Consider the following 24,643-nt stretch of genomic DNA (forward strand, 5'->3'; position numbering starts at 1 on the left):
TGGCCCCGGACCGTGACGTATCTCGCAGGCCACGCAGATCGTCAGATTTACGCAGCCGCCCATGGACGCTGACGGGCGTTACGCGGCCACCGGCTGCTTCGCTCCCGCCGCCGAGGCCGTCCCGGCGGCGTCTTCCGCCGTCCCGGGCTCCGTGGCGCCGGGGACCGGCTTGCGCAGGCCCTTGAGGACGACGACCACGGCCGTCGTCACGCACACGCCCGCCGCGATGGCGACCAGGTACAGGAACGGGTTGCCGATCAGCGGGACCACGAAGATGCCGCCGTGCGGAGCGCGGAGCGTGGCGCCGAAGAGCATCGACAGGGCTCCGGTGACCGCGCCGCCCGCCATCGAGGCCGGAATGACGCGCAGCGGGTCGGCCGCGGCGAACGGGATCGCGCCCTCGGAGATGAAGGAGGCGCCCAGTACCCAGGCGGCCTTGCCGTTCTCGCGCTCGGTCGGGGTGAAGAGTTTCTTGCGGACGACGGTCGCGAGCGCCATGCCCAGCGGCGGGACCATGCCCGCGGCCATCACGGCGGCCATGACCTTCATCGCCGAGTCGCTGGGGTCCTGGACGGCGATGCCGGCGGTGGCGAACGCGTACGCGACCTTGTTGACCGGGCCGCCGAGGTCGAAGCACATCATCAGGCCGAGCAGCACGCCCAGCAGGACGGCGTTGGTGCCGGACAGGCCGGACAGCCAGTCCGTCATGCCCTTCTGGGCCTCGGCGATCGGCTTGCCGACCACGACGAACATCAGGAAGCCGACGACCAGCGAGGAGATCAGCGGGATGACCACCACCGGCATGATGCCGCGCAGCACCGGCGGGATCTTGATCCGCTGGATCGCGAGGACGATGCCGCCCGCCAGCAGACCGGCGACCAGACCGCCGAGGAAGCCTGCGGCGATGTTGGACGCGATCATGCCGCCGACGAAGCCGGGGACGAGACCGGGGCGGTCCGCCATGCCGTAGGCGATGTAGCCGGCGAGGACCGGGATGAGGAAGCCGAAGGCGACCCCGCCGATCTGGAACAGCAGGGCGCCCCAGCTGTCGACCTGGGTCCAGGAGAAGTGCTCCATGACCGAGGGCGCCTTGTTGATCTCCCAGCCGCCGATCGCGAAGCCGAGGGCGAGCAGCAGACCGCCCGCGGCGACGAACGGGACCATGTAACTGACGCCGGTCATCAGCCACTTGCGCAGCTTGGTGCCGTAGCTGTCGCCGGACTCGCCGGCCCGCTCGACGGGCGTGCCGCCCTTGGCGCCCGCGGTGACCTCGCCGCGCTCGGCCTTGCCGCGCACATCGGCGATCAGCTCGGCGGCCTTGCTGATGCCGGCCTTCACGCCGACGTCGACCGTGGGCTTCCCGGCGAACCGGTCCTTCTCCCGTACGGGCACGTCGTGGGCGAAGATCACGCCGTCCGCGGCGGCGATGACGGCCGGGTCGAGCCGGGTGAAACCGGCCGAGCCCTGCGTCTCGACGACCAGCTCGACGCCCGCCTCGCGGCCCGCGTTCTCCAGGGACTCGGCCGCCATGTAGGTGTGGGCGATGCCGGTCGGGCAGGAGGTGACGGCGACGATCCGGAAGGGACGTTCGGGGGCGCCGGAGTCGGGGGCGCCCGACTCGGAGGCGGGGGCCGAAGCCTGGGCCGGTACAGGGGCGGTGGCCGTGTCGGCGTCGGCGGAGGCCGCCGCCGACGCCGACACGGAGTCCGTGGAGCCGCCCTCGTCCCCGGCGGACGGGGCGACGGCGGACGGGGCTCCGGCGGACGGGGCTCCGGCGGACGTGGCTGCGGTGGCCGGGGCCTCGGCGGCAGAGGGCTGGTCGCCGCGGATCAGCGCCGCCGCCGCGGCCGCGTCTCCGGCCGACCGCAGCGCGTCGGTGAACTCGGCGTTCATCAGCTGACGGGCCAGCGACGACAGGATCGTCAGATGGGCGTCGTCCGCGCCGGCGGGGGCGGCGATGAGGAAGATCAGGTCGGCGGGACCGTCCGCCGCGCCGAAGTCGACGCCGGCGGCGCTGCGCCCGAAGGCGAGCGTCGGCTCGGTGACATGGGCGCTGCGGCAGTGCGGGATGCCGATGCCGCCGTCCAGGCCGGTGGGCATCTGGGCTTCGCGGGCGGCCACGTCGGCGAGGAAGCCGTCCAGGTCGGTCACCCGGCCCAGGGCCACCATGCGCTCGGCGAGGGATCGCGCCGCCGCTTCCTTCGTTGGGGCGGACAGGTCGAGATCGACCAGGTCCGCGGTGATCATGTCGCTCATCGCGGGCTCCTTCGCACGCGTATCGCCCGGGGCGTGGGGTGGTGGGCGCGGGTGGGGACGGGGAGTGGGGTGGGGACGGGGAGTGGGGTGGAGACGGGGAGGGGGGTGGAGACGGGGAGGGGGGCGGAGGCGGGGTCGGGGAAACCCCGCCTCCGTGGGGCCGCAGGACGGTTCGGATCCTGCTCCCCGCGGTCAGCAGGGCGGCTCAGGATGCCCTGCTGCCCGTGGATGGCGGCGAGTAACGGGGTGTCTCGCCGATTCCGGGCCGACCCGGAGGGCGCCGTGGGGCGTGCGGGAGCCGTCGTCATGACACCGGCTCCTTCAGTTCGCGGTCCACCGGCACCTCGGCCGTCACCGTCACCGCCGCCGGGTCCAGGTCGCCCGGGGTGGGCATGACGCTGCCCGGCAGCTGGACGGCGGCCGCACCGTGCGCGACGGCGGAGGCGAGCGCCGCCGGACCACTGCCGCCGGCGATGAGGAAGCCCGCGAGGGAGGAGTCGCCCGCGCCCACGTTGCTGCGTACGACGTCGACGCGCGCGCTCGCGAACCAGGTGCCCGTGTCCTCGACCAGCAGCTGACCGTCGGCGCCCAGACTCGCGAGCACGGCGCGGGCGCCCATCTCGCGCAGCTCCTCGGCCGCCTTCACCGCGTCGCCGACGGTCGCCAGGGGGCGTCCGACGGCCTCCGCGAGCTCCTCGGCGTTCGGCTTCACCACGTCGGGCCGCTCGCGCAGGGCTTCGAGGAGCGCGCGCCCCGACGTGTCCAGGGCGATCCGCGCGCCCCCTGCGTGCGCACGGGCGACCACCTCGGCGTACCAGGACGGTACGAGCCCACGGGGCAGGCTGCCGCAGCAGGCGATCCAGTCGGCGTCGCGCGACTGCTCGCGCACCGTCTCCAACAGGAGTTCCTGCTCTTCGGCGGAGAGCTCGGGGCCGGGCGCGTTGATCTTCGTGAGGACGCCGTCGGACTCGGCGAGCGCGATGTTCGAGCGGGTGGCTCCGGCGACCGGGACCGGCGCGACCTCGATGCCCTGCGCGTCCAACAGGTCGGCCACGAGGGCGCCCGGCGCACCCCCCAGGGGCAGGACGGCGACCGTGCGCCGCCCGGCGGCCGCCACGGCGCGCGAGACGTTCACACCCTTGCCGCCCGGATCCATCCGCTCTCCGGTGGCGCGGATGACCTCGCCGCGGTCCAGGGAGGGCACCTCGTAGGTGCGGTCCAGGGACGGATTGGGGGTGACGGTGAGGATCACGCCCGTGGCGCTCATGCCGGTGCCGCTCATGCTCGTACTACTTCCGTGCCGCCGCGCTCGATCGCGGCCGCGTCGTCGGGGCTCAGGCCGCTGTCGGTGATCAGCAGGTCCACGTCGCCCAGGTCGCCGAAGCGGGCGAAGTGCTCCTGGCCGTGCTTGGAGGAGTCGGCGAGCAGGACGACCCGCCGGGCGGCGGCGACGGCCGCCCGCTTGACCGCGGCCTCCGCGAGGTCCGGGGTGGTCAGCCCGTGCTCGGCGGAGAAACCGTTGGCGGCGACGAACAGGACGTCGGCACGGATCTCGCCGTACGCCCGCAGCGCCCAGGCGTCGACCGCGGCGCGCGTGCGGTGCCGTACGCGCCCCCCGACGAGATGGAGCTGCATGCCGGGGTGGTCCGCGAGGCGTGCCGCGATGGGCAGGCTGTGGGTGACGACGGTGAGCTCGGCCTCCAGCGGGAGGGCGGCGGCCAGGCGGGCGACCGTCGTGCCGGCGTCGAGGATCATCGTGCCGCCGGACGGCAGTTCGGTGAGGGCCGCCTTGGCGATGCGGTCCTTCTCGTCGGCGGAGGTGCCCTCGCGTTCGGCGAGGTCCGGTTCGAAATCGAGGCGTCCGGCCGGTATGGCACCGCCATGGACGCGGCGCACCAGGCCGGCCCGGTCGAGGGCCTTCAGATCGCGGCGGATCGTCTCCGCCGTGACCTGGAACTCCTCGGCCAGCGACAGGACGTCCACTCGTCCGCCGTCACGGGCGAGCCGCAGGATCTCCTGCTGCCGCTCCGGTGCGTACATGTCCGTTCCCCTCCGGCCGATGCCAGCTTTATGCCCGAACTTGTGGTTTCGCCTCGGAGGCTACGCCCGGATTTCCAGAAAGTAAACAGGTTCGGGCTTGATTCGGGCATGAACGGACTTCGAGGCGGGAGGGCGGGCGCTCAGGGCGGGCTCTTGGACCGGTGGTTCGAGCAGTCGGGGCGGGCGCTCGGGGCGAGTCGCTCAGGACGGGCGCTCGGGACGGGGCGCTTGAGCCGGGCATTCGAGTCAGGCGCGTGCGCCGGGCAGTCGAGCCGGGCATTCGAGCGAGGTGCCTGAGCCGGGCAGTCGAGCCGGGCATTCGAGCCAGTGCGTGAGCCAGGCAGTCGGGCCGGGCGCTCGGTTCAGGCCCTGCGCCGGCGAACGCAGAGGGCCCGCCACCGCTGCGGTGACGGGCCTCTCCCTGCTGTGGATCGGTTCAGGCGGCTCAGGCGGCTCAGGCCGCGAACTCGCGCTCCCGCTCCCCACCCTCGGAGGGAACCGCCTCCGAGGAGTCCGCCGCGCCTTCCACGTGCTGGGCCGGCCGCTTCGGCAGGGCGAACATCAGCAGGAAGATCGCGAACATCACCAGCGCCACCCAGCCCAGGGCGTGCTGGAAGGCGTTCGCGAAGGCCGGGCCCACCTCGGACGGGGTCAGCCGGTCGCCGATCTCACCGAAGAAGACGACCGCGACCAAACCGAGGCCGAGCGCGTTGCCCATCTGCTGGACGGTGTTGATCAGCCCGGACGCCGAACCTGCGTGCTCGCGCGGCACCTCCGACAGCACCGTGTCCGTCAGCGGAGCGAAGATCAGTCCCATCCCGGCGCCCATGACGACCAGCGGCAGCGCCATCTGCCAGGGAGCGATGTCCAGGCCGTAGCGCTCGGACTCCCAGATGTAGAGGAGCACGCCGACGGCCATGGTCAGGGCGCCCGCCTGCAGCACCTTGCGCCCGAAGCGCGGGGTCAGCTTCTGGACGGACATTCCGGCGGCCGTCGAGACGGCGATCGAGAACGGGACCCCGGTCAGACCGGCCTTCATGGGGCTCCAGCCCAGGCCCGTCTGCATGTACAGCGTCCAGACCAGGAAGAACACGCCGAGGGCGATCCCGAAGACGGTCTGCACGGCGACGCCCGCCGCGAAACTCCGCACACGGAAGAGGGAGAGCTCGATCAGCGGCGAGCCGTCCCGCGCACCCTTGCGCCGCTCGTACGCGACCAGCGCACCGAACACGCCCAGCGCGCCGGCCATCGACACGTACCCCCACACCGGCCAGCCCAGCTCACGGCCGCGGGTGAGCGGGTAGAGCAGCATGAGCAGACCGAGGGTGACCAGGACGACGCCGACGAGGTCCAGCTTCAGTGCCTTCGGCGCCTTGGACTCGGTGATGAAACGACTGCCGAGGATCAGTCCCGCGATGCCGACCGGCAGGTTGATCAGGAAGATGGGCCGCCACTCCAGCCCGAACAGGTTCCACTCCGTCAGCAGCGCGCCGAGCAGCGGGCCGGAGACGGCGCCCAGTCCCACGATCGCGCCGAAGAGGCCGAACACCTTCCCCCGCTCGTGCGCCGGGAAGGTGGCGTGCACGATCGAGAGCACCTGCGGAACCATCATCGCCGCCATGGCGCCCTGCAGGATGCGCGAGGCGACCAGCATCTCCGGGTTCGCGGCGAAGCCGCACAGCGCGGAGGCCAGGGTGAAGCCGCCGATGCCGAGGAGGAACAGCCGCTTGCGGCCGTGGATGTCGCCGAGCCGCCCGCCGGTGATGAGTCCGGCGGCGAAGGCGAGCGCGTAACCGGCGGTGATCCACTGGATCTGGCTCCAGGAGGCGCCCGCTTCCTCCCTGATGGAGGGGATGGCGATGTTGACGATCGTGACGTCGACGAGGTCCATGAAGGCCGCGGTCATCACGATGGCGAGCGCGAACCAGCGACGTCGGTCGCCAGGGGTCGTCTCAGGGGTGGGCGGGGTCTCGGTGGAGGTCTCCGTGGAGGTCATGGTGTGACAGTAGGACCGCAATAGGTCAGGTCGTGTCCTACTTCTGCGGCATCCTCGAAGACATGACGACGGACACTCCGGCTCGGCTGCTGCAACTCCTCTCCCTCCTCCAGACGCCCCGCGAATGGCCCGGCGGCGAGCTTGCCGACCGGCTCGGGGTGTCCCGCCGCACGGTCCGGAGGGACATCGACCGGCTGCGCGAGCTGGGCTATCCCGTGCAGGCGACCATGGGCTCGGACGGCGGATACCGGCTGGTCGCGGGCAAGGCGATGCCGCCGCTCGTCCTCGACGACGAGGAGGCCGTCGCGATCGCCGTCGGACTGCGGGCAGGCGCCGGCCACGCCCTGGAGGGCGTCGACGAGGCCTCCGTACGGGCCCTGGCCAAGCTGGAACAGGTGTTGCCGGCCCGCCTGCGCCACCGCGTCTCCACCCTCCAGGCCGCCACCACACCCCTGACCAGCGGAGACGGTGCGAGCATCGCCCCCGAGACGCTGACGGTCATGGCGTCGACGGTGGCCGGCCACGAGCGGCTGCGGTTCGCCTATCGCGCGAAGGACGGCACGGAGTCGCGCCGCCTGACCGAGCCCTACCGGCTCGTGTCGACAGGCCGGCGCTGGTATCTCGTGGCGTACGACCTCGATCGCCAGGACTGGCGGACGTTCCGGGTCGACCGGGTCCGCGACCCCTTCGCGACCGGCGCGCGTTTCGCTCCGCGGGAGCTGCCGACGGGGAACGCGGCCGAATACCTGCGCCGCTCCATCCAACGCCGGCCGGACGCCCGAGAGTACGAGTACGACGTCACGTTCGAGGCGCCGGCGGAGTTCGTCGCGGCCCGGCTCCCGGCCTGGCTGGGAACGCCGGTCACCGAGCACCAGGAGGACGGTGAGGGCGACGGCGACGGCGGCGATGACGACGGCGGCAGGGACGAGGTGCGCGGGAGCGGGTGCCGGCTGCGTGGGTCGACCAGTGACCCGGTGGAGTGGGTGGCGGTGCGGCTCGCGATGCTGGGCTGTGAGTTCTCGGTCCGGGAGCCGAGCGAACTGGTCTCCTGTGTAAGGGAGTTGGCAGGCCGGTTGGGCCGGGCGGGAGGCGAGGCGGGATAAGACGGACTCCAGCGCCCGGGGCGAGGGCGGTGCGTTGGGTTCTACGCCTCGCCCGTCCGGCTCGCGTCCCAGCTGAAGTCCCGTAGGGCGCGCAGGTTGCGCAGCGCCAGCTCCGCCGGTCCCTGCGGACCGGTGGGAGAGGTGTCGGTCACCGCCCAACTCTCGACCGCGACCCGGACCGCGGCGCAGGCCACCGCCGCGGTGAAGCGCTCGTGCGGGGAGGCGGCGGCCTCGGCCTCCGGGGCGTCAGAGAGGGCGGCCGCCCGACCCGCAGGACCGGCCGCCGGATCGATCGCGGGACCAGGCGCCGGATCGATCGCCGCAACGGCCCTCGCCCGCCGCTCCAGCACCTCCGTCAACGTGAACTCCGAGGTGTGACAGACCTCGGCCCAGACCTTGCCCAGAGCCGGACTCGCCGCGGCCAGCCGGATCAGGGTGCGGACCCACTCCCAGGACGCCGACGACACCGCCCGGCCGGGTACGAGGGTGTGCCGCACGGCGTGTTCGAGGGCCTCCGGCACCGACAGTTCGGCCGGAGCCTCGCGCACCGCCTCCGCCCATCGCTCGGCGCCCGCCGAGTAGAGGGGGGCGACGGCCTCTTCCTTGGTCGCGAAGTACCGGTAGAACGTGCGCGGGGCGATTCCCGCCGCCTGGGCGATGTCCTCGGCGCGGGTGGCTTTCAATCCCCGGCTGACGAACAGACCGGCCGCGGCCCGGGCGATCTCCATTCGCGTCGCCGCTTTGCGCCGCTCGGTCAGCGAAGCCGGGGAGGAGGGGGAGGTGGAGCTGATCACCTCGGCAGGCTATGCCCATGTGGCACAATCTGCCATTCGGGCGGGCCACCCCGTGGTTCAGGTACGGGGTGCCCCGCCTTCCCAGCGTGCCCGCACGCGCAGTCCTGCGCCGGGCGGGACATGTGCGCCCGCAATCCCGACCTTTTGCCCCGACCGGCAAACTGCGCGGTCTGCTGCCACCCCGCCCCGCCGCTGCCCAATCTCGCTGCTCCGCCTCGCTGGCCGGTCCCGCTCCCCCACCTCACTGCCCCACCCCGCCGCCCCGATGGCCCGTCCCGATGGCTCATCCCGCCGCCCCGCCCCCATGGCGGGCTCCCGACGGCCGCCCCGGACGAAAAAGAGCCGGGCCCCGGCGCCTGGGGGGGAGGCGCCGAAGCCCGGCTCTGGGACAGTCCCGGCGCCGGGGGGAGTGCGACGGGACTTGGCTCTTTGTGGGGCAGAGATCTCGGAGAGGGCTGCGGGGTCCGGCCGATCCGAACTCCCGTGCCCAGAAGTCTTTTGCCCTCACTCCTTCTGATTAAGCGGCGTTCCCGCGCCATGTTTGCGCGGCCCTCCTCCACCGGCGCACGCGGGCGGAAACCCAGCACCACGAAGCGCCCGAGGCCCAGTGGCCGCAGCCCTGAGGCCGCCGACCCTCCGATGTCGACGCCTGATGGCGACGCCCTGAGGCCCGAGACCCTGAAGCAGAGGCCCTCTCCGGCGCACGCCGCCCGGCCCAGCCAGGCGGCAGCACTCTCACGCGGCTCCCCCGAGCTGCACGCGGCCCGACATGGCTTCACGCGGCCCGGCCGAGCTTCACGCAGCCCGGCCGGGCCGCACTCCCCGCCCGGTCGAGCCACGCGGCCGCCCAGCTCGGTCGCGCAATGTCCGCGACACCACGCCGACACCACGCCCGACACCACGCGGCCGCTGAGCCTGCGCACACACCACGCGGCCGCTGAGCCTTCGTCGTGAACGCCGCTCGGCCGCGGAGCGTTCCTTTACGCCGCCGCCTCGAAGCCCGTGTCGCGGGCCAGCTTCTTCAGTTCCAGCAACGCGTGCTTCTCGATCTGACGGATGCGTTCCCTCGTCAGACCGTGCTCCTTGCCGACCTCGGTCAGGGTGCGCTCACGCCCGTCGTCGATGCCGTAGCGCATCTTGATGATGGAGGCCGTGCGCGGGTCCAGGCGGTCGATCAGGCCGTCCAGCTCCTCACTGCGCAGCAGGGTCAGCACCGACTGCTCCGGGGAGACCGCGGAGGTGTCCTCCAGCAGGTCGCCGAACTGGGTCTCGCCCTCGTCGTCGACCGACATGTTCAGCGAGACCGGGTCGCGGGCCCAGTCCAGGACGTCCGTGACGCGCTCCGGGGTGGAGCCGAGCTCGGCCGCGATCTCGGCGGGCTCCGGGTCGCGCCCGTTCTCGCGGTTGAACTCGCGCTGCACGCGCCGGATCCGGCCGAGCTCCTCCACCAGGTGGACGGGCAGGCGGATCGTGCGTGACTGGTCCGCTATCGAGCGGGTGATGGCCTGGCGGATCCACCAGGTCGCGTACGTGGAGAACTTGAAGCCCTTGCGGTAGTCGAACTTCTCGACCGCGCGCACCAGGCCCGCGTTGCCCTCCTGGATCAGGTCGAGCAGGGGCAGACCGCTGCGGGGATAGCGGCGGGCGACCGCGACGACCAGGCGGAGGTTGGAACGGATGAAGACGTCCTTGGCCCGCTCGCTGTCGGCGACCAGGGCCTCGAGCTCCTCACGAGAGGCGTCCGCCCTGGACTGCTCGTCGCCGTCGAGGACCTGTTGCGCGAACACACCCGCCTCGATGATCTGGGACAACTCGACCTCCTTGGCGGCGTCGAGCAGCGGTGTACGCGCGATCTCGTCGAGGTACATGCCGACCAGGTCGCGGTCGGCGATCTCGCCGCCATGGGCGCGAACACTGCGGGCCGCGTCGCTCGTCTCGCCGGTGGCGGACTTGCGGCGGGCGACGGCACGGGTTGCCATGCGTGCTCCCTTGCGATGGTGGTTCAGCGGGTGACCCTTCAGACGCCCGGCACTGTCGGAACCTTCGAACTCTCCTCGGGTGCCCTGCATCCGATGGAAACAACGACTGGAATCAGGACAGAATTCCCAACCCGCACCCCGAATTTTCTGATCATGCAGTACCCTGTCGGACCACCCAGGGGGCGTGATGGCATCGGAAGGTACAGAGGTGCAGGTCAGGCCAGGAGTCGAGGCCGACCTCGAAGCTCTCACGAGCCTCTACAACCACTACGTACGTGAGACGCCCATCACATTCGACACGGTGGCCTTTACTCCGGAAGAGCGACGTCCTTGGCTGCTCTCCCACCCTGAAGACGGCCCGTACCGCCTGATGGTTGCCACAGAAGCGGACTCACAGGACATCCTGGGGACCTCAGAGGAAATCCTGGGTTACGCCACATCCAGCCCCTACCGGCCAAAGCCGGCCTACGCCACCTCCGTGGAGGTGACGGTCTACGTCGCCCCGCACGCCGGCCGGCGCGGCATCGGCACGCTCCTGTACAAGGCGCTCTTCGAGGCGCTGGCGGGCGAGGACGTGCACCGCGCGTACGCGGGCATCGCGCAGCCCAACGAAGCGTCCGCGCGGCTGCACGAACGCTTCGGTTTCCGGCATGTCGGCACGTACCGCGAGGTGGGCCGCAAGTTCGGCCGCTACTGGGACGTGGCCTGGTTCGAGAAGGAGCTGTAGGACCGGCGGCGGTCAGCCGAACTGCACCGACCGCTTCGCCAGCCCCATCCAGAACCCGTCGATCACGGACTTCTGCGCGTCGAGCTCGCCGGTCACCTCCGCCGCGCCCATGGTGACGAAGAGCGGGGCGAAGTGCTCGGTGCGCGGGTGGGCGTACCGTCCGGCCGGGGCCTTGTGGAGGAAGTCCAGCAGCTGGTCCCAGTCGCCCGCCTCCAGTGCGCGCCGCCCCCAGTCGTCGAACTCGGACGACCAGGTGGGCACCCCGCCGCCCGTGTGCCGCAGCGCGGCCAGGTTGTGGGTGAAGAACCCGGAGCCGACGATCAGGACGCCCTCGTCGCGCAGGGGCGCGAGCTTGCGGCCGACGTCCATGAGCTTCGCGGGATCGAGGGTCGGCATGGAGATCTGCAGGACCGGGATGTCCGCGGTCGGGAACATCTCGACGAGGGGGACATAGGCGCCGTGGTCGAGGCCGCGGTCCGGGATGTCCTGCACGGGGGTGCCGGCGGCGCGCAGGAGCTTGCGCACGCTCTCGGCGAGCTCGGGTGCGCCGGGGGCGTCGTACTTCACCCTGTAGTAGTGCTCGGGGAAGCCCCAGAAGTCGTAGACGAGGGGGACGGGGTCGACGGCGCCGAGGGCCAGCGGGGCCTCCTCCCAGTGGGCGGAGACCATGAGGATCGCCTTGGGGCGGGGCAGGTCGGCGGACCAGGCGGCGAGTTCGCCGGGCCAGATCGGGTCGTCCGCGAGCGGCGGCGCGCCGTGACTGAGGTAGAGCGCGGGCATGCGCTCCAGGGGGCGGGAGGGCTCCTGGACGGTGGCGGACATGACGGGTCACTCCTTCCGGGACCTCGGCCCCTGGTCCGAAGGTGCGGGACGCCCGGTTCGTTCCCGGCACTCGGCACCGTTGATTGAAATCTAAAACGTCGACCCGGCCAAGCATATTCCAAGCTTGTTTAAAGTTCAAAGAGCGGACGTTTACAGTGGAGTACATGACGACGGCATCCGCATCCGAAGAGCCCCGCTGGCTCACCGCCGAGGAGCAGCTCATCTGGCGCTCCTACGTGCACGCCACCACCCTCCTCGAAGACCACATGGACCGCCAGCTCCAGCGCGACGCGGGCATGCCGCACATCTACTACGGCCTCCTGGTCAAGCTCGCCGAGTCCCCGCAACGACGGCTGCGCATGACCGAACTGGCCATGCACGCGAAGATCACCCGCTCCCGCCTCTCGCACGCCATCGCCCGCCTGGAGAAGAACGGGTGGGTGCGCCGCGAGGACTGCCCCTCCGACAAGCGCGGCCAGTTCGCCGTGCTGACCGACCCGGGCCTGGAGGTCCTCAAGCGCGCCGCGCCGGGCCACGTCGCCGTCGTGCGCAACGCCGTGTTCGACCGGCTCAGCCCGGAACAGCAGAAGTCCCTCGGCGAGATCATGCAGATCGTCGCCGAGGGACTCCAGCCGAACGAAGCGGGTGCCGACCTGCCCTGGCTCCGCTGAGGCGGGTCCGGCGGAAGCCGCCGCGGACGCCCTAGCGGGCCGGGGCCGCGCGGGTCAGTGGACCATCACCGGCACGGCGTCCTCGGCGTCCTGCGCCCCCGAGCCCGCGACCGCGCCCATGTCCGGCTTGCCGGCGTTGACGAAGGTCAGGGCGATCGTGGCGGCCACGACCAGGATGCCGACGGCGAACCAGATGGCGGTGGTGTAGCCCTGCACCATGCCTTCCAGCTGCACCAGCTGCTGCTGCGGCCTGGTGGCGGCGCCGGCCATGTGGTCCTTGATGTACGACGTCGTCGCGGACGCGGCGATCGTGTTCAGCAGGGCGGTGCCGATGGCGCCGCCCACCTGCTGCGAGGTGTTGACCATCGCGGAGGCGACGCCGGCGTCCCGGGGCTCGACGCCCTGGGTGGCCAGGGACATCGCCGGCATGAACGCCGTGCCCATGCCGAGGCCGAGCAGCAGCATCGCCGGCAGCAGCACGGCCGCGTACGAGGAGCCGATCTCCAGACGGGTCAGGATCAGCATGCCGAGCGCGGCGACCAGGAAGCCCGGGCCCATCAGCAGACGGGGGGCGACCCGCGTCATGAGCCGGGTGCCGATCTGGGTGGAGCCGGTGATCATGCCCGCGATCATCGGGAGGAAGGCGAAACCGGTCTTGACCGGCGAGTAGCCCTTCACGATCTGCAGGTAGTAGGTCAGGAAGAGGAACAGACCGAACATCGCGATGATCGCGAGACCGAGGGAGAGGTAGATGCCGCCGCGGTTGCGCTCGGTGATCACGCGCAGGGGCAGCAGCGGGGCCTTGACCTTGGACTCGACGATCACGAAGGCGGCCAGCAGGACGGCCGACGCGACGAACATGCCGATGGTCACGGAGTCGCTCCAGCCCTCGGACTCGGCGCGGGTGAAGCCGTACACCAGGGAGACCAGGCCGAGCGTGGAGAGGATGACGCCCGGGATGTCGAGAGCGGAGCGGTTGCGGCCGCCCTCGGGCTCACGGATGACGAAGTAGGCGCCCGCCGCGGCGACGATGGCGAACGGGATGTTCACGAAGAACGTCCAGCGCCAGTCCAGGTACTCGGTGAGGAAGCCGCCGAGGATCAGGCCCACGGCGCCGCCGCCGCCGGCGATCGCACCGTAGATGCCGAACGCCTTGGCGCGCTCCTTGGCGTCCGTGAACATCACGGCGAGCAGGGAGAGCGCGGCGGGCGCGAGCAGCGCGCCGAACGCGCCCTGCAGGGCGCGGGCCCCGAACATCATGGCCTCGTTGACGGCCGCGCCGCCGAGCGCGGAGGCCGCGGCGAAGCCGCCGAGGCCGACGACGAAGGCGCGCTTGCGGCCCCACAGGTCGGCTATCCGGCCGCCGAAGAGCAGCAGACCGCCGAAGGCGAGGGCGTAGGCGGTGACGATCCACTGCCGGTTGCCGTCGGAGATGCCCAGGTCCTGCTGGGCGGAGGGCATCGCGATGTTCACGATGGTCGCGTCGAGGACGACCATCAGCTGGGCGAGGGCGATGAAGGCCAGCGCTTTCCAGCGGTTGGCGTCCGGGGCGCCCGACCTGCCGGGGGCCGGGGCCTTCTGGGCTGTTTCAGACATGGGAATACCCGCTTCGGTACTTCGTGACGGAAAGAATGACGAGAAAGCTTGATGAGTGAAGGGACGGCCCGTCGCCGCTGACGGCCGGTCGGGCAACGTAGGTGATGACTGCTGCGGTTCTGCGAACTAATCGCTCAAGGACCAGCCGCTCAGGACTGGCGCAGGTCCTCCATGGTCACGGCGGCGCCCGGGAGCACGGAGGGGGCCGGAGCCCGCAGCCCGTCCAGGAACAGCTGTAGGTGGCGGTGGATGAAGCGGTCGGCGCTCAGGCAGGCGGTGCCCGCCGGGGGCCGGCTGAGCTGGGCCACCACGATCATCACGTCGCCCACGCCGACGTCGGGCCTGAGCTGCCCGGCCGTCTTCGCACGGTCCATGACCTCCTCGATGATCCGCTCGACCCGTTCGCGGGCGGCCTCGAGTTCGGGGTGGTGCTCGTCGAAGGTGCTGGAGATCATCGGGCACAGCGCGCTGATCCGCTCGTCGGCGGCGGCGTGCACGAAGCGCTCCAGCGCCCCGAAGGCGTCGCCGGTCTCGTCGAGGGCGATCTGTCCGTGCCGGACCGTACGGTCCAGTACCGAGCAGACGACCTCACGGATCAGCGCGTCGCGGTCGGGGAAGTTGCGGTACACCGTGGCGTTGCCGACGCCGGCCCGGCGAGCGATCTCGTCGAGCGGCACGTCGGGGCCGAACTCGGTGAACATCTCGCGGGCGGCGGTGACGATCCGCTCCCGGTTGCGCAGCGCGTCGGCACGGGGCCGGGACGCCTTGCGCTCTGCGGGGGTGGCGGTCGCGGTCTGCACGGCGCACTCCTGACTGAGGTTCTGAGGCTGAGACGCGATCCGGGGAGCGAGTCCCCGTTTCACTCGGACACATGGCTAAACGGGGAAGGCGTCCCCGGTTATTTCCCGGATCCGGAAGTTTCTTGATGTGACCTGAGTCACACACCTCTGCCCTGCGCATTGCCTCCGTACCGCCTCCACCCTCCCCCGGACCCCACCAGAACGGGTCGCCCCTGGTGGCCTGCCCGGCCTCGCCTCATACCAGCCGGTAATCCACGATCGGTCTCCTCCAGCGCGCGTGTGCGTGCGACCCGACAGAGGGTGTTCGAAAGGGTGCAGCCGGTGACCGGTGGCTGCCTGGAGCGAAAGGCCCCTGCATGCTGCCGCAGCCCGTGCGCACCGCCCGGGACCCTCTCAGCCGCCGGATACGCCCGCGGCGCGTCGCCGCCCTCGCCTCCGTCACCGCCCTGACCCTGGCGGTCAGCACGTCGGCCGGCACGGGACGTCTCGCTCACGGCCCCGGCTCGACGACAGCCGGCGCGGGCCCCGTCGCACTGGCCCGCTCCTCCGCCCTCGCCCCCTGCATGATCACCGGTGGCACGGCCGTCCAGATGTCCGAAGGCCTGCCCACCCAGGGCGGCTACTCCCGCTCCACCGGCACGGTCCGCGCACTCACCCTGATGATCGACTTCTCGGACGCGCCCGGCCGTGGCAGCGCGCTGAGCCGCTACCGCGAGTTCTTCCCGCAGACCGAGGAGTGGTTTCGCACGGCGTCCTACGGCCGCCTCGACTACCGTGCCGCGACCCCGATCCGGCACTGGCTGCGCATGCCCAAGACCTTTCGCGCGTACGGCATAGAGCGCGGCGCACCCTTCGATCCCGGCTACCGCGAGCTCGTCCAGGACATCGTGGCCGCCGCCGACCCGACGGTGGACTTCCGCGCGTACGACCTACTGAACGTGCTGGTCACGCCGAACGCGGGCCCCTCCGCGCTGGACACGGTCCTGTCGGTGACGTTCGCCGGCAACACGGAGGCGCCGGTCGCCGACGGGGTCTCGGTGGCGAACGCGTCCTTCGTCTACTCCCGCCAGGACGACGGCTCGGGCTCCTACGACCGCACCGGCTACCGGGTCCTCCCGCACGAGAACGGCCACGTCTTCGGCCTGCCCGACCTCTATACCCAGGAGGGCGGGGGCGCCGTCGGCCACTGGGACATCATGAGCGAGGACTGGGGGGCCAACAACGACCTGCTCGGCTGGCACAAGTGGAAACTGGGCTGGCTGGACGCCGCCCAGATCGCCTGCGCCACCGCCCCGGGCACGACGGAGTACCCGCTGACGCCCCTCTCGCGCGCCGGCGGTCCGAAGCTGGTCTTCGTCCCGATCAGCGACCGCACCGGGTACGCCGTCGAACTGCGCGCCCGCGGCGGGAACGACGAGACCGTGTGCCGTCCGGGCGTCCTCGTCTACAAGGTGGACGCCGCCGTCGACACCGGCATGGGCCCGGTGACCGTCTACGACGCGCGCACCGACAGCGGCGGCTGCACGCGCAGCCCGAACGTCCACGCGGAACTCTCCGACGCCCCCTTCGCCCCGGGCCAGACGTTCAAGGACCGCAAGCGCGGCATCCGCATCTCGGTGACGAAGGCGGACCCTCGGGGCGACTACCGGGTCCGGGTGACTCGGGGCTAGCAGCCCGAGTACGTACCCCAGTACGGCACACGCCACCGGTCGGCACACCACCGGAGGGCCCGGCCCCGACGGCAGAAGCCACGGGACGGCACCCGCCCCGGAGCCCGCGCCCCCGCGCCCCCTCGCGCCGACGTCCCGGCCGCGTACCCGATGATCTGCATATCTCCGTCGCCCCCGTTACGGTGTCCCGAAGACCCTCCACGGGGAGCACACACCACCCATGCCACTGTCCGACCCCACCTCCAGCGATACCACCAGCACCCCCAACGAGGCCGTGGCCCCCTCCAGGGCCGCAGCGCCCGCCGAGCCCATCGCCCCCGCCGAGGCCGTCGCCCCCGCCGAGGCCGTCGCCCCGCTGATGCGCGGCATCACCGTGCTGCACCGGCTCACCGAGGCGAACGGCGTGCTGAGTCTCAGCGCGCTCGAGCGCGCCACGGGTCTGGCCCGCTCCACCGTGGACCGGATCGTCGCCACGCTCGCCCGCATGGGATACGTCCGCCTGGACGGCCGGGACGCCATCCTCACCCCCCGTGTCATGGAGCTGGGCAACGCCTACCTGGCCGCCCTGCGCCTGCCCGCGCTGCTGTCGGGCCGCGCCGACGCCCTGGCCGACGAACTCGACGAGTCCGTGTCCCTGGCGGTCGCCGACCGCGACGGCGTCCGCTTCATCCACCAGGCGACCCGCCGGCGCGCGATGTCCCTGAGCTTCCGCATCGGCGACCTGCTCCCGGCCGAACGCACCGCGCCGGGCCCGCTGTTCGCGACGGAGTGGACGGACGAGGAGTGGCAGAACTGGCGCACCCGCCGGACGGCGGACCCGCACAACCGTGACTTCCCGGCCGTCCCGGAGACCTCGGGCGCATCCGCGGTCGACGACTTCGCGGCGAGGACGGCGCAGGCGGCCGCCGCGCACTACGCCCTGGACGACCAACTGATCGAACCCGGCCTGGTGGCGGTCTCCGTCCCCGTGAGGGACCCGCGCACCGCCCGCATCGCGTGCGTGGCGAACGTCGTCAGCCACACGAGCCGGCACACGGCGGCCGATCTGCGCGCAACGCTGCTCCCCCGCCTGCGGACAGCCGTGGCGACGATGGAGGACGACCTGCGCCACGCGCAGCTCCCGGAGCCCGGCCCGCCCCGCGCGGGTCTGGCGATCTGGACGGGCGCGTCGAAGCAGGAACTGGGCCGAGAGTTCATCGAGTCCCTCGCTCGCGGCCTGACCGTCCTGACGGCGTTCGGCGAGGGCCGTGCCGAGCTGACCCTCACGGAGGTCGCGAAGGCGACCGGCCTGGCAAGGGCGACGGCCCGCCGCGCCCTGATCACGTACGAGCACCTGGGCCTGCTGACCCCGACCCGCAACCGGACCTTCGCGCTCACCCCCCGGGTCCTGGCCCTCGGCTTCCCACCCCTGTCGCGCACGTCCCTCCCCCGGATCGCCACCCCGCACATGAGGACCCTGACGGACCGGATCCAGGAGACGACGTCCCTCGCGGTCCTCACCGAGCCGGGCGACGAGATCCAGTACACGGCCCGGGCGACCGCGAGCCATGTCATGAGCGTGGACGTCGCGGTCGGCACCCGGCTCCCAGCCGCAAAGACCTCGGCAGGCCAGGTCCTCCTGCAAACCCCCTCGCCCACGGCCGCGTACGCGTTGGTGGACGAGGAGTTGGAGCAGGGCGTGCGTGCGATCGCGGTCCCGATCCGCGACCGGACGGGCCGGGTGATCGCCGCCCTGAACGCAGCCACCCACGTGGCCCGCCGCACGACGGAGGAATGCCTCCACGACATCCTCCCCGGCCTGAGATCAACCGCCGCCCACATCGAGACGGACCTCCACACAGCAGCCCGCTACACCCAGGTCCCCCTGACCTGACCTGCCCCCCGACACACCCCCCATATGGACCGTCCCCCCACAGGCCAACACCGACGCCAACGCCGAGACGCCCGAGACGCCCCCATCCCCAACCAGCCTGAACCACACCAAGATCGACGCAATCGACGAGCCCGCCGCCAGGTCTCCCTCGGCGCGCCGCCGACAACCGCTAGACTGTGCGCGGTGCACCACGCAGGTGATGCACCCTGCGGATGTCTGGGACCTCTCCAGGGCCGAGATCCACCCGATAAGGGCGGTTTTCCACCCCTCCCCCAAACATCCCTGCCTTCGTAGCTCAGGGGATAGAGCACCGCTCTCCTAAAGCGGGTGTCGCAGGTTCGAATCCTGCCGGGGGCACAACGCAAAAGGCCACCTAGGAACGTTCCTAGGTGGCCTTTGACATGCACTTCGGACATCAACGCGGGCGGCAGGTCACGCCGCTGATCAACTACGCATCCGCTGACGGTCCCGCCAAGGAACTCGCCGGCGGAAACGGCCCCTGACCTGCCCAGAGGGACAAGTCAGGGGCCGCTGGTGCCTCAGGCGCCCAGGTAGACCGGGGGCTTCTGGGTCTTGCCGTAGACGTAGCCGCTGAGGGTGCCGTCGGCGCCCAGGACGACCAGGGTGACGTCGTCCTGCTGGACGGACGGGCGACCCTTGGCGTATTCGACGGAGAACGTGCCGTGGCCGGTGGTCAGCTGCGCCCCGTAGACACCCGCGCGCTTGACGAGCTTCACCATGGCACCGTTGGCAAGCTTGTAGCGGCCGAGACGCGGGTTGGCGGCGGTCTTGGCCCCGGTCCAGGTGACGGTCGTGCCGTCGGGGTTCAGCACGAGCGTGCGGCTGCCGAACAGGGCGGCGCCGGCGCGACCGTGCGCGTCGATGAACCGCACCAGCTTGCCGCTCTGGTACACGCGGGCCTGGTAGTGGCTGGCGGAGACCTTGAAGATCTGCGCGGCCGTACGGGAGTCGAGACGCAGGGTGCGCACGAGCTTGCCGCTCTGCGTGCAGTCGGCGGACAGCACCGGGAAGGCGGTGGACTTCCAGGGGGTGGACCCACCCTCGCTGCGCTGCCCGAAGACGGGCTTGGCGCTGAGCACTCCGGTGATCCGCAGACCATTGGCCGAGTCGACGGTCCTGCTCTGGTCCACAGTCGAGACGACGTGGCCCTTCTCGTCGAGGAGCTTGGCGGACGCGCCGCTGTCGGCGCTGTTGACCAGCTTGACCTTCCAGCCACCGAAGGCGGAGGGGATGGTCTTGGTGGCAACGCAGGTGCTGCTCGTGGAGGACGCGGTGGCGGCGCCGGCGGCAGTGGCTGTCACGACAGAAGCGGTGGCCGTACCCACGAGAGCGAGGAGGGCGAGGGTGGTACGGAGTGCGGTGCGCATGACGGCTCCTGGCGGTTTGGCTTCTGACGCGCCGGCCTCTCTGACCAGCGAGAACAACGCTATTGGGTCATGCGTCCCGGAACCGTCGGCCCCATGTCACAGGCATGTGACAGCCCCGTCGCGTTCGGTGATGACAGGGATCAGTGTCTCTCGTGTACACCTACGTTCTCGACCCCGCGACGAAGACCTACCGGGACGGAGGCCTGTTCACCGGCGTCCTCAAGGTAGTGGCCCCGTTCCCGGTGGAGATCGACCTCGGGCAGGTCTGACCAGGAGCTGTTCGGCAGCCAACCGCGCGTGAGCGATGCGGGGGCGGACGGTCCGACGCAGGGCGGCATGAGCAGGATCAAGTGGCTCGTCGTGCCGTGCCGGTCAGGGGAAACTGCGCCGCGCGGCAGCGCCGGCACCACCCGGCAACGACGCGATCCCACTCCTGAAGCGGGTGTCGCAGGTTCGAATCCCGTCGGGGGCACATGTCAAAGGCCACCCAGGAACGTTCCTGGGTGGCCTTTGACATGCAAGTCCATGTGGCTCATGGCCTGGCGCTGCATGTCCCGCACGACGCGGGTCAGCGCAGTTGCTCGGCCAGTCCGACGATGATGCCCGCCGGGCCGCGGAGGTAGCAGAGCAGATAGCTGTCCTCGAACCGGGCGATCTCGCCGACGAGTTCGGCGCCGTGAGGGCGCAGGCGGGCAACGGTGTCCTCGATGTCGTCGACGGCGAACATCACGCGGTGCGTGCCCAGAACGTTGTGCGGCCGGTTGCGGGGCCCGGCGCAGATCACCTCGGGGCTGCGGTACTTCGCCAGCTCGAGCCTGCTGTGACCGTCCGGGGTCCGGAGCATCGCGATGTCACAGCGGACGCCGTCGAGTCCGGTGCACTGGTCCGCGAAGGGGCCCTCGACCTCCCCCCTGCCCTCCAGCTCCATACCGAGTTCCACGAAGAACGCGACGGCGGCGTCCATGTCCTCGACGACGATGCCGACGTTGTCCATCCGCTGAATCGCCATGCCGGTTTCTCCTTCTTCCTCGTGCGGCCGGTGGTGGCCGCTGGTGTCCCTGGGACGGAGCCGGTGGCACGTTCTCGACATCCGCAGACCGCCGCACCCCGAAAATCTGGATCGCGCCTCGGGTGAGGTTCCTCCGGATGCGCCAACCCACCGCCGGCACGATGAGAACGGCTTCCACGAGGCCCACGTCGTGGCAGCTGCCCCTGGCCCTTCCGGGCCGGCCTTTCGTCCTCGTCCGGGGGCGTGTCGCGCGCGTGGTGCTACGGGTGTGCAGGGCGGAATGCCTGGTCGGCGGTGTGCCGTGGACCGTGGCGCGTACGTCATCCGCCCGCCCCTCCCCTGCTCCTCCCCCGCCCGACCAGATCAGGCGAGTTTCTTCAGCTGGGCGTCGATGACGTCCTGGGGGATGGTCGGGGGCTGGAAGGGGTTCAGGGACAGGAAGGTGGCGATGGTGGAGCCCTGGCGGACGACCAGGACGGTGGCGGGGAGGCCTGGTCCCCCGCTGTTGACGACCTGGGTGGTGTCGAAGGCGAGTGTCTCGTCGCCGTATCCGGAGAGGGACCGGGGCTGGGTGTCGGAATAGCTCAGGCCTGCACCGGGGTGGGCGGCGGACGGGCGCAGCTCGGCGGTGGTGCACTTCGGAAGCGCTGCGCGCAGTTCGGTCATCGCCGTGCGGGCGTCGGCAAGGGTGTAGGACGTCAGGCCGACACTGGCGTGCTGCCCGAGATCGTCGGAGGCGGACACGACGTCCTGGCTGACCCGGGCCGTGAAGTCGTGCAGGCTGCCCAGTTGTGCGGCCGCGTAGACGGGTCGGCAAGGTGCGGGTGTGACGGCGCGGTAGGTCGTGAGCATGTCGTGGTCCACCGGGCTGCCCTTGCCCGTGACGGTGTTGACGGTGTAGCCGGGGACGTCGTGCTCGGTGAGCGCCAGGCGGTCGAGGCCCTTCTGGTCGAGCGTCTTCCCGGCCGCGGCGGCGGGAGATCCGGCTGACTGCCGCGGCGCCGAGTTCGTCGGCGAGGCGGACCCGGCGGTCGCGGACTCACGTCCCCCGGCGTCGTCCCCGGCGCCGTCCCCGCCGCACGCGCCCGTCAGCGCCAGCACCGACACGACGCCCGCGGCCGCGACGAGCCGTCTTCCGGCAGCAGAAGCATTCATCATTCGCCCACCCCCCGGTGCCCCGGCTGAGAGCATCCGCGCAAGAAGCCCCGGCGTGCCGAGGCCGTAGTTCACGCGGAGCCTAGCCGGAACCGGCGAAGTGCCCTGCCGGGCAAGCCTTTCCGCGCCGGCGAGCTGCCCCTGCTCGACAAGTTCCTCACCGGCGTCACCCCGCGGCGTCGCCCGCGACGGCGTCACCGGCCACAAGGGTCTGTCGTGGGCAACCCGCCCCGGGGGCCGGGCAGTCGCAGCGCGCTGTGGCTATCCCGCGGCCAGAGGCGTGGAGTTCAGTTCGCGGATCAGCTGCGGGGTGAGCAACTCGCCGACGCGGTCGGCGAGGACGGCCATCTCATAGCCGACCAGGCCGACGTCGCATCCCTCGGCGGCGAGAACGCCGAGGCAACTGCCGTCGCGGATGCGGCCGACCATCATGAAGCCCCCGAGCATTTCGATCATGACGAGCTTCATGCCGTGGAAGCCGTGTGCCGTCGCCGCGTTCTGGGCGAGGCTGGTGATGCCGGAGACGACTGCGGCCAGGTGGTCGGCGCGATCTCGGCCGAGGCTGTCCGAGGCGGCCATGAGCAGGCCGTCGCAGGAGACGGCGACAGCGTCGGTGACGCCGTCGGTGGTGCGTACGAACTCCGAGATGAGCCAGCCGAAACTCTGGACTGCGGTGGTCACGATGACACTCCTTGGGTGCTTCTGGCCTCGGCACGGGCGACACCTGCTCGAAAGCCGTTGAGCAGGGAGGAGACGGCGGGTCTGGCGGGCGGGGGTGTGGCGGGGCCTTCCTGCGCGGGCGCCAGCAGGCGATCGGGAAGGACGAGAAGTGCGGACAAGCCGCCGCCAGGGGTGTCGAAGAGCTGGACCTGCGCGCCCTCACCGAGGCGGTGGGCGAGTCGGCCGACGACGAGGTGGCCGAGGAACCGGGTGGGCGCGGCGAGAAGGGCTTCCTCGCCGGAGTCGGAGAGGCGGGCGTTGGCACGTTCCTTGTCGGCTTCGGACATGCCGATGCCGTGGTCGACGACCGCGAAGCTGTACGTCCGGTCCTCGCCGTCGTACCAGCCGTGCACCTCGACCGGTTCGGTCGGCGGCGAGAAGTTCAGCCCGTTCTCGATGAGTTCGGCGAGGAGGTGGGCGACGTCGGCGACGGCGTGCCCGCGTACCCGCACCGGCTCCACGGTCGCGATCAGGACCCTCCGGTACTGCTCCACCTCGGCGACGGCGGACTGGACGACTTCCAGGCCGTCGGCGGGCGCCGCCATGGGCCGGGGCGGGTTCTGCCCGGCCAGGACCAGCAGGCTCTCGGCGTTGCGCCGCATCCGGGTGGCGAGGTGATCCAGCTCGAAGAGCTCGGCGAGGGCGTCCGGGTCGAGCTCCTGCCGTTCCAGACGGGTGATGAGGCTGAGCTGACGACGTACGAGGTTCTGGTTGCGGCGGCCGAGGTTGGCGAGCGATTCGGTGGTGTTGCGGCGCAGGCCGGCCTGCTGGGCGGCCAGGTGGAGAGCGGTGTGTTCCACGTGGTGCAGGGAGGCCGCGACCTCGGCGATCTCCGCCGCGCCGCCCAGCGTCCGGGTCTCGGGGCGGTCCGGGGCCTCGGGCAGGAGGAACTCCGCCTGGTCCTGCGGGAACTGCTGGATACGGGCGACGGTTGAGGGCAGCCGGCGCCGCGCCACGTCGTGGGCGGCTTCGGCGAGTGAGCCGAGCGGGCGCGTGAGCGAACGCGAGGCGAAGGCGGCGAGACCCGCGACGAGGGCGGCCATGAGCGTTCCCGCGGCGAGATATGCGGCAAGGCCCAGCTCGGCGTCCTGGCTGAGTCGGTCGGCCCGGTCCCGCACGTCGCCGCCGACCGACTGCTGGACGGCGTACAGATCGTCGACGAGCACGGTCATCGCGTCCCACCAGGCGCCGGCGTCGACGCGCAGCGCGGAGCCGTCGGCAGCGCCTTCCGCCCTTTTCTCGTAGGCGGTGGCGCGTTCGGCGTCCTGCGTGCCGAAGGCGTTCTTCAGGGCGGCGCGCTGGGGCGCGGTGGCGACCTGCCGGTAGCGGGCGAGGGCGGCGACACGCGTGGCGCGCACCTCGGTGAAGGTGAGGTATTCGCGGCCGTGGAATGCGCCGTCGGCGAACACCCCGTTGAGAAGGCCGCGTTCGAGGGCGACGGACTCCTTGGCCGCGGCCAGTTCCCGCAACGCCGTGAGTCCGTCGCTGAGTCGACCGTCGGCGCGTGTCGCGGTCTCCGCGACCGGGTCGACGGCGTTGAGGGCGTCGACGGCGGCGGTGTAGAAGGCAAGCGTGGCGGCCCGGTCGGCGGCGCCCGTGTCACCGGTGGGAGTGCCGGCGGTGGGCGTGCCACCGGTGGGAGTGCCGACGGGGCCCTTGTCGGCTGTGGCGCGGACGGCGGCCAGGCGTCGCAGGTGCCGCTGGACGACCTCCTCCACGGCACGTTCGGGTCGCATGGCGCGCAGTGCCGTGTCCACGCGTGTGCGCGTGGCCGCGAGCGGTGTGCGGAAGCTCTCCTCACCCCCTAACAGGCCGTTCGTCAGGCCGCGTTCACGTTGAAGCTGGTGTACCAGCGCCTGGACACGCAGGCTGAGGCCGACCTCGGCACGGGTCGTCCGGGCGTTGCCGAGGGCCTCGGCGCGACCGTAGACGGCCAGTCCGGCGACCGTCAGCAGCAGGCAGATCGGGACCGTGATGACCACCGCCACACGGCTTCTGATGCTGCGCCAGCCAGGCAGCGGCCGACGGCCGGGAGTCGTGCGGC

At 71.5% G+C, this 24,643-nt stretch carries 19 protein-coding genes, 1 tRNA gene and 1 pseudogene; 7 read left to right on the forward strand and 14 right to left on the reverse strand.

Features of this window, described 5'->3' with window-relative positions:
• Positions 1 to 78 precede the first annotated feature (78 nt).
• The 4 genes from ACZ7DE_RS15710 to ACZ7DE_RS15725 form a co-directional block, all read right to left on the reverse strand.
• The gene (locus ACZ7DE_RS15710) at positions 79 to 2,256 is read right to left on the reverse strand and encodes a PTS fructose transporter subunit IIABC (RefSeq protein WP_470761421.1); all 2,178 of its coding nucleotides are present in this window, start codon (positions 2,254 to 2,256) and stop codon (positions 79 to 81) included.
• A 304-nt stretch (positions 2,257 to 2,560) separates the two neighbouring features.
• Positions 2,561 to 3,508 (reverse strand): 1-phosphofructokinase, encoded by a 948-nt coding sequence (gene pfkB, locus ACZ7DE_RS15715; RefSeq protein ID WP_470762029.1) that lies wholly within the window; start codon positions 3,506 to 3,508, stop codon positions 2,561 to 2,563.
• Between the two features lie 26 nt (positions 3,509 to 3,534).
• Positions 3,535 to 4,296 (reverse strand): DeoR/GlpR family DNA-binding transcription regulator, encoded by a 762-nt coding sequence (locus ACZ7DE_RS15720; RefSeq protein WP_470761423.1) that lies wholly within the window; start codon positions 4,294 to 4,296, stop codon positions 3,535 to 3,537.
• A gap of 454 nt (positions 4,297 to 4,750) precedes the next feature.
• Entirely contained in the window at positions 4,751 to 6,292 is a 1,542-nt protein-coding gene (locus ACZ7DE_RS15725; protein WP_470761425.1) for an MFS transporter, read from the reverse strand.
• A 62-nt stretch (positions 6,293 to 6,354) separates the two neighbouring features.
• On the opposite strand from ACZ7DE_RS15725, the gene ACZ7DE_RS15730 reads away from it, so the two are divergent.
• Positions 6,355 to 7,395: a helix-turn-helix transcriptional regulator gene (locus ACZ7DE_RS15730; protein ID WP_470761427.1), complete on the forward strand. Its 1,041-nt coding sequence runs from the start codon at positions 6,355 to 6,357 to the stop codon at positions 7,393 to 7,395.
• Between the two features lie 41 nt (positions 7,396 to 7,436).
• On the opposite strand, the gene ACZ7DE_RS15735 is transcribed toward ACZ7DE_RS15730, so the two are convergent.
• Together ACZ7DE_RS15735 and ACZ7DE_RS15740 are read right to left on the reverse strand one after the other, a co-directional pair.
• Positions 7,437 to 8,123 carry a TetR family transcriptional regulator gene (locus ACZ7DE_RS15735; RefSeq protein WP_470762031.1) on the reverse strand — a complete coding sequence of 229 codons (687 nt, stop codon included), beginning with the start codon at positions 8,121 to 8,123 and terminating at the stop codon, positions 7,437 to 7,439.
• A gap of 1,046 nt (positions 8,124 to 9,169) precedes the next feature.
• Entirely contained in the window at positions 9,170 to 10,168 is a 999-nt protein-coding gene (locus ACZ7DE_RS15740) for a sigma-70 family RNA polymerase sigma factor (protein ID WP_470761429.1), read from the reverse strand.
• A 187-nt stretch (positions 10,169 to 10,355) separates the two neighbouring features.
• On the opposite strand from ACZ7DE_RS15740, the gene ACZ7DE_RS15745 reads away from it, so the two are divergent.
• Entirely contained in the window at positions 10,356 to 10,895 is a 540-nt protein-coding gene (locus tag ACZ7DE_RS15745; protein WP_470761430.1) for a GNAT family N-acetyltransferase, read from the forward strand.
• Positions 10,896 to 10,907: 12 nt separating this feature from the next.
• On the opposite strand, the gene ACZ7DE_RS15750 is transcribed toward ACZ7DE_RS15745, so the two are convergent.
• On the reverse strand, positions 10,908 to 11,717 hold the full coding sequence (locus tag ACZ7DE_RS15750) for a dioxygenase family protein (protein ID WP_470761432.1): 810 nt from the start codon (positions 11,715 to 11,717) through the stop codon (positions 10,908 to 10,910).
• Between the two features lie 164 nt (positions 11,718 to 11,881).
• Here ACZ7DE_RS15750 and ACZ7DE_RS15755 point away from each other — a divergent pair, with 164 nt between their 5' ends.
• Positions 11,882 to 12,388, forward strand: coding sequence for a MarR family winged helix-turn-helix transcriptional regulator (locus ACZ7DE_RS15755; protein ID WP_470761434.1), 507 nt, complete (start codon positions 11,882 to 11,884; stop codon positions 12,386 to 12,388).
• A 54-nt stretch (positions 12,389 to 12,442) separates the two neighbouring features.
• On the opposite strand, the gene ACZ7DE_RS15760 is transcribed toward ACZ7DE_RS15755, so the two are convergent.
• Positions 12,443 to 13,984: an MFS transporter gene (locus ACZ7DE_RS15760; protein ID WP_470761436.1), complete on the reverse strand. Its 1,542-nt coding sequence runs from the start codon at positions 13,982 to 13,984 to the stop codon at positions 12,443 to 12,445.
• Positions 13,985 to 14,133: 149 nt separating this feature from the next.
• Entirely contained in the window at positions 14,134 to 14,784 is a 651-nt protein-coding gene (locus ACZ7DE_RS15765; RefSeq protein ID WP_470761438.1) for a TetR/AcrR family transcriptional regulator, read from the reverse strand.
• Positions 14,785 to 15,140: 356 nt separating this feature from the next.
• On the opposite strand from ACZ7DE_RS15765, the gene ACZ7DE_RS15770 reads away from it, so the two are divergent.
• The 3 genes from ACZ7DE_RS15770 (at position 15,141) to ACZ7DE_RS15780 (ending at position 18,684) form a co-directional block, all read left to right on the forward strand.
• Positions 15,141 to 16,454 (forward strand): M6 family metalloprotease domain-containing protein, encoded by a 1,314-nt coding sequence (locus tag ACZ7DE_RS15770; protein WP_470761440.1) that lies wholly within the window; start codon positions 15,141 to 15,143, stop codon positions 16,452 to 16,454.
• A gap of 220 nt (positions 16,455 to 16,674) precedes the next feature.
• The gene (locus ACZ7DE_RS15775; protein WP_470761442.1) at positions 16,675 to 18,327 is read left to right on the forward strand and encodes an IclR family transcriptional regulator domain-containing protein; all 1,653 of its coding nucleotides are present in this window, start codon (positions 16,675 to 16,677) and stop codon (positions 18,325 to 18,327) included.
• Positions 18,328 to 18,611: 284 nt separating this feature from the next.
• Positions 18,612 to 18,684: transfer RNA gene (locus tag ACZ7DE_RS15780), tRNA-Arg, on the forward strand.
• Between the two features lie 182 nt (positions 18,685 to 18,866).
• Here ACZ7DE_RS15780 and ACZ7DE_RS15785 read toward each other — a convergent pair.
• Positions 18,867 to 19,715, reverse strand: coding sequence for a hypothetical protein (locus tag ACZ7DE_RS15785; RefSeq protein ID WP_470761444.1), 849 nt, complete (start codon positions 19,713 to 19,715; stop codon positions 18,867 to 18,869).
• Positions 19,716 to 19,858: 143 nt separating this feature from the next.
• Here ACZ7DE_RS15785 and ACZ7DE_RS15790 point away from each other — a divergent pair.
• A pseudogene (locus ACZ7DE_RS15790) lies at positions 19,859 to 19,984 on the forward strand (Uma2 family endonuclease); the annotation flags it as partial.
• 299 nt (positions 19,985 to 20,283) lie between these two features.
• Here the strand turns inward: ACZ7DE_RS15790 and ACZ7DE_RS15795 are convergent.
• The 4 genes from ACZ7DE_RS15795 to ACZ7DE_RS15810 all read right to left on the reverse strand — a co-directional run bounded on the left by ACZ7DE_RS15795 (position 20,284) and on the right by ACZ7DE_RS15810 (position 24,587).
• Positions 20,284 to 20,724, reverse strand: a complete 441-nt coding sequence (locus tag ACZ7DE_RS15795; protein ID WP_470761446.1) for a VOC family protein — start codon at positions 20,722 to 20,724, stop codon at positions 20,284 to 20,286.
• A 363-nt stretch (positions 20,725 to 21,087) separates the two neighbouring features.
• On the reverse strand, positions 21,088 to 21,882 hold the full coding sequence (locus ACZ7DE_RS15800) for a hypothetical protein (RefSeq protein ID WP_470761448.1): 795 nt from the start codon (positions 21,880 to 21,882) through the stop codon (positions 21,088 to 21,090).
• A 258-nt stretch (positions 21,883 to 22,140) separates the two neighbouring features.
• The gene (locus ACZ7DE_RS15805; RefSeq protein WP_470761450.1) at positions 22,141 to 22,560 is read right to left on the reverse strand and encodes a roadblock/LC7 domain-containing protein; all 420 of its coding nucleotides are present in this window, start codon (positions 22,558 to 22,560) and stop codon (positions 22,141 to 22,143) included.
• Positions 22,557 to 24,587, reverse strand: coding sequence for a sensor histidine kinase (locus ACZ7DE_RS15810; protein ID WP_470761452.1), 2,031 nt, complete (start codon positions 24,585 to 24,587; stop codon positions 22,557 to 22,559). The genes ACZ7DE_RS15805 and ACZ7DE_RS15810 overlap by 4 nt, the downstream gene beginning before the upstream one ends.
• Positions 24,588 to 24,643: the final 56 nt, after the last annotated feature.

This window comes from Streptomyces sp. NPDC037083 (assembly GCF_055606485.1).

Excerpts from the sequence above, each read along its gene's own strand:
- ACZ7DE_RS15710 (WP_470761421.1), bottom strand. The coding sequence starts at position 2,256 with ATGAGCGACATGATCACCGCGGACCTGGTCGATCTCGACCTGTCCGCC.
- ACZ7DE_RS15720 (WP_470761423.1), bottom strand. The coding sequence starts at position 4,296 with ATGTACGCACCGGAGCGGCAGCAGGAGATCCTGCGGCTCGCCCGTGAC.
- ACZ7DE_RS15725 (WP_470761425.1), bottom strand. The coding sequence starts at position 6,292 with ATGACCTCCACGGAGACCTCCACCGAGACCCCGCCCACCCCTGAGACG.
- ACZ7DE_RS15730 (WP_470761427.1), top strand. The coding sequence starts at position 6,355 with ATGACGACGGACACTCCGGCTCGGCTGCTGCAACTCCTCTCCCTCCTC.
- ACZ7DE_RS15735 (WP_470762031.1), bottom strand. The coding sequence starts at position 8,123 with ATGGAGATCGCCCGGGCCGCGGCCGGTCTGTTCGTCAGCCGGGGATTG.
- ACZ7DE_RS15740 (WP_470761429.1), bottom strand. The coding sequence starts at position 10,168 with ATGGCAACCCGTGCCGTCGCCCGCCGCAAGTCCGCCACCGGCGAGACG.
- ACZ7DE_RS15745 (WP_470761430.1), top strand. The coding sequence starts at position 10,356 with ATGGCATCGGAAGGTACAGAGGTGCAGGTCAGGCCAGGAGTCGAGGCC.
- ACZ7DE_RS15750 (WP_470761432.1), bottom strand. The coding sequence starts at position 11,717 with ATGTCCGCCACCGTCCAGGAGCCCTCCCGCCCCCTGGAGCGCATGCCC.
- ACZ7DE_RS15755 (WP_470761434.1), top strand. The coding sequence starts at position 11,882 with ATGACGACGGCATCCGCATCCGAAGAGCCCCGCTGGCTCACCGCCGAG.
- ACZ7DE_RS15760 (WP_470761436.1), bottom strand. The coding sequence starts at position 13,984 with ATGTCTGAAACAGCCCAGAAGGCCCCGGCCCCCGGCAGGTCGGGCGCC.
- ACZ7DE_RS15770 (WP_470761440.1), top strand. The coding sequence starts at position 15,141 with ATGCTGCCGCAGCCCGTGCGCACCGCCCGGGACCCTCTCAGCCGCCGG.
- ACZ7DE_RS15775 (WP_470761442.1), top strand. The coding sequence starts at position 16,675 with ATGCCACTGTCCGACCCCACCTCCAGCGATACCACCAGCACCCCCAAC.
- ACZ7DE_RS15785 (WP_470761444.1), bottom strand. The coding sequence starts at position 19,715 with ATGCGCACCGCACTCCGTACCACCCTCGCCCTCCTCGCTCTCGTGGGT.
- ACZ7DE_RS15795 (WP_470761446.1), bottom strand. The coding sequence starts at position 20,724 with ATGGCGATTCAGCGGATGGACAACGTCGGCATCGTCGTCGAGGACATG.
- ACZ7DE_RS15800 (WP_470761448.1), bottom strand. The coding sequence starts at position 21,882 with ATGATGAATGCTTCTGCTGCCGGAAGACGGCTCGTCGCGGCCGCGGGC.